Source organism: Corallococcus sp. AB049A (assembly GCF_003668885.1).
Lineage (GTDB): Bacteria > Myxococcota > Myxococcia > Myxococcales > Myxococcaceae > Corallococcus > Corallococcus interemptor.
This window is the reverse complement of sequence record NZ_RAWL01000627.1, coordinates 1-3627: the sequence shown is the minus strand read 5'-3', so window position 1 is coordinate 3627 and position 3627 is coordinate 1. Positions and strand designations below refer to the sequence as shown.

At 72.7% G+C, this 3627-nt stretch carries 3 protein-coding genes; all 3 read left to right on the top strand.

All coding sequences use genetic code 11. The features are described 5' to 3' along the window. Window positions 1-119, top strand: a 119-nt coding sequence (locus tag D7X55_RS45415) for an MYXO-CTERM sorting domain-containing protein (RefSeq protein ID WP_147470372.1), incomplete at its 5' end; no start/stop codon positions are given. Between the two features lie 181 nt (window positions 120-300). Further along, entirely contained in the window at window positions 301-1788 is a 1488-nt protein-coding gene (locus D7X55_RS37385; protein ID WP_370450137.1) for an RsmB/NOP family class I SAM-dependent RNA methyltransferase, read from the top strand. Between the two features lie 36 nt (window positions 1789-1824). Beyond that, window positions 1825-3597, top strand: a complete 1773-nt coding sequence (locus tag D7X55_RS37380) for a M61 family metallopeptidase (protein ID WP_121725525.1) — start codon at window positions 1825-1827, stop codon at window positions 3595-3597. Window positions 3598-3627 lie beyond the last annotated feature (30 nt).

Here is a 3627-nt window from a genome sequence, read left to right as displayed (position 1 = left end):
GGGATGGGGAGGGCTCGAACGGCCCCGGTGGCTGCGCCGCCGGCCCGTCCGCCGCCCTGATTCCCGCCGCCGCGGCCCTCGTGGCCGGGCTCGTGCGCCGCCGGCGCCGCGACCGCTGAACCTGTCCGACAGTCGGACAGGTTTTCCAAGAACCCCACCGGGGAGGGGCGGTCCCAGGCCCCAGCCCCCCCGAAGCGGCTCCCAGACGCCTCCGGCCGGTCCCTCCAGGGCCTTCCGGGGGCGTCTTTTGCGTTCCCCGCTTGTCAACGCGGCCCGGGGGATGCGAAGGCCCCATGCGACATGGCCACGACTCGCAAGCCTGGACCTTCCCGCGGTGGCGCCCCCAAGTCCGGCGGGCCCCGTTCGTCCCGCCCCGGCGCCAAGAAACGCAAGGACGCCGGAAAACGCGCCGACAAACCGAAGATGAGCCGCGCCCAGCATGAACGCGCGCGCCCCAACCCCAACCGCCCCCTTCGCGAGGACCTGGTCCTCCAGGCCTGCCTGGAGGCCTACGGCGGCGTGCGCCGCGAGGGCCGCCTGTCCGACCGCGCGCTGGAGTTCGTGCTGCGCCGCAAGACGGCCCTGTACTCCACCGAGCGCCGCGCCGTGGCCGAGCGCGTCTACGCCCTCCTGCGCCGCCAGCGCACCGTGGACTTCCTCCTGGAGAAGTCCCACCGGAAGTTCGACGCGCTGGACGCCACGCGCCAGGACGTCATGCGCCTGGCCGCGTCCCGCATCCTCCACGGCGAGGACCCCACCTACGTCGCGCGCTCCAGCGGGCTCACCGGCCCGGACATGTCCGTGCTCGACCGGCTGCCGGACGCCGCCGCGGACCTGGACGCCCTGCCGGAAGAGAAGCGCTTCCCCATCGCCGCGTCGCTGCCGGACTTCCTCGCGGGCCGCTTCCGCGCCGTCTTCGGCAAGGACGCCGCGAAGGCCGCCGAGGCCATGAACGAGCGCGCCCCGCTCATCGTCCGCGCCAACACGCTCAAGGGCGACCGCGCCCAGCTCCAGGAGCGCCTGGCCGCGGAGGACGTGGAGTCCACGAAGCCCACGGCCCTGTCCCCCTTGGGCCTCGTGATGGAGACGCGCCTCAACCTCTTCTCCCTCCAGGACTTCAAGGACGGCGGGTTCGAGATTCAGGACGAGGGCAGCCAGCTGCTGGGCATGCTCGTGGACGCGCCGCCCACCCGCGTGGTGGACGCGTGCGCGGGCGCGGGTGGCAAGACGCTGCAGTTGGCCGCGCAGATGAAGAACCGCGGCGACCTGCACGCGCTGGACGTGGACGAGGGCCGCATGGAGGACCTGCGCAAGCGCGCGCGCCGCGCCGGCGTGCACAACGTGCGCACGCAGATCATCCCGCATGAGGGTCCGGACGCGGACGCCGCGCTCACCCCCCTCAAGGGCCTGGCGGACCGCGTGCTGGTGGACGCGCCGTGCAGCGGCACCGGCACCTTCCGCCGCAAGCCGGACGCGAGATACCGCCTCACGCCGGAAGATCTGGAGATGCACGTGGGCCGGCAGAAGGCGCTGCTCGCGCGCTTCGCCATGCTGGTGAAGCCCGGCGGCCGGCTCATCTACGGCACGTGCAGCGTGCTGCGCGAGGAGAACGAGGAGGTGGTGGAGGACTTCCTGTCCAAGCACCCCGGCTTCAGCGTGCGCCCCGTGGCGGAGGTGCTGGGAGAGGAGCTGGGCCGGAAGCTGGGCCCCGGCCCCTACCTGCGGCTGGCCCCGCACACCCACGGCACCGACGGCTTCTTCGGCGCCGTGCTCGTCAAGGCGAAGTAACCCCGCGGTCCCCCAAGGAAGAAAGGCACTCCGTCCATGTCGCTCGCCGTCCACTACCGCGTCGCCATGCCCCGCCCGCATGCGCACCTGTTCGAGGTGGAGGCCGCCTTCCCCGCCGGACCCGACGTGCTGGACGCGGTGATGCCGGTGTGGACGCCGGGCAGCTACCTGGTGCGCGAGTACGCCCGCCAGGTGCAGGACGTCACCGCGCAGGGGCCGGACGGACGGCCCCTGCCGGTGCGCCGCCTGGACAAGCGCACCTGGCGCGTGGACGCGAGGGGGCAGGCCGTGACGCTGCGCTACCGCGTCTACGCGAACGAGCTGTCCGTGCGCACCAGCCACCTGGACGGCAGCCACGCCTACTTCAACGGCGCCACCGTGTTCCTCTACACGGAGGCCACGCGCGCCCTGCCCCACCACGTCACCGTGGACGCGCCCCAGGGCTGGCGCACGTTCTGCGCGCTGGACTCCCAAGGGGCCACCTTCATCGCGCCGGACTACGACGCGCTGGTGGACAGCCCCTTCGAAGTGGGCCCGCACACGCCGCTCACCTTCACCGCCGCGGGCGTGCCACATGAAGTCGTGGTGTGGGGCGACAGCGTGCCGGACGCGGACCGGCTGTGCGCGGACATGCAGCGCGTCTGCGAGGCCCAGGCGCGCATGTATGAAGGGCTGCCGCTCAAGCGCTACCTGTTCCTCGTCTACCTCACGGACAAGGGCCGGGGCGGGCTGGAGCACCAGGCCTCCACCGCGCTGCTCTTCCCTCGCACCGGCCTGTCCACGAACCGGGGCTGGGAGGACTTCCTCACGCTGGTGGCGCACGAGTACTTCCACCTGTGGAACATCAAGCGGGTGAAGCCGCGCGCGCTGGTGCCGTTCGACTACTCGCAGGAGAACTACACCACGCTGCTGTGGGCCTTCGAGGGCGGCACCGCGTACTACGACAACCTCTTCGTGCGCCGCGCGGGCCTGATGTCTCCCACGCGCTACCTGGCCCGGCTGGGGGAGACGCTCAGCCTCCTGCACTCGACGCCAGGCCGCCGCGTGCAGACGCTCACGGAGGCGTCGCTCGTCAGCTGGGTGAAGCACTACCGCCCGGACGAGCACTCCACCAACAGCGCCGTCTCCTACTACCTGAAGGGCGAGGTGGTGTGCGCGCTGCTGGACCTGGAGGTGCGCCGCGCCACGCGCGACGCGAAGTGCCTGGATGACGTCATGCGGTTGCTGTGGCAACGCCATGGCGACGGCTCCGGCGTCCCGGAGGACGGCGTGGAGAAGGCCGCCAGCGAGGTGACGGGCGTGGACCTGACGTCCTTCTTCGACCGGGCGGTGCGCTCCACGGAGGACCTGGACTACGGCGTGTTCGCGCACGTGGGGCTGGAGGTGTCCTTCCGCGTGCGCGAGGCCCCCAACGACAAGGGCGGCACGCCGCCGCGCCTCAAGGGCGAGCCCCGGCCCAAGGGCTGGCTGGGCGTCACCGTGCGCGGCTCCTCCACGCTGTCCACCGTCCCGGAGGGCACGCCCGCGCTGGAGGCGGGCCTGTACCCGGAGGACGACGTGGTGGCGCTGGACGGCTGGCGCGTGGATGGCGCGGGGCTCATCTCCCGCTGCGAGGACAAGCGCCCCGGCGAGACCGTGCGGGTGACGCTGTTCCGCCGCGACCGCCTGCTGGAGGTGCCGGTGGTGCTGGGCCAGAAGCCCGCGGACGCCGTGTGGCTCCAGCGCGTGGAGCGCCCCACGGACGCGCAGAAGGCCGCGTTCCAGGCGTGGCTGGGCTCCCCCTGGGACGAGACTCCCGGCCCGGCGTAGGCTTCCGGGCCGCATGGCCCCTTCCCTCCC

What these genes read in the sequence shown, in the direction of transcription:
- D7X55_RS37385 (WP_370450137.1), top strand. Translation starts at nt 301, where the DNA reads ATGGCCACGACTCGCAAGCCTGGACCTTCCCGCGGTGGCGCCCCCAAG.
- D7X55_RS37380 (WP_121725525.1), top strand. Translation starts at nt 1,825, where the DNA reads ATGTCGCTCGCCGTCCACTACCGCGTCGCCATGCCCCGCCCGCATGCG.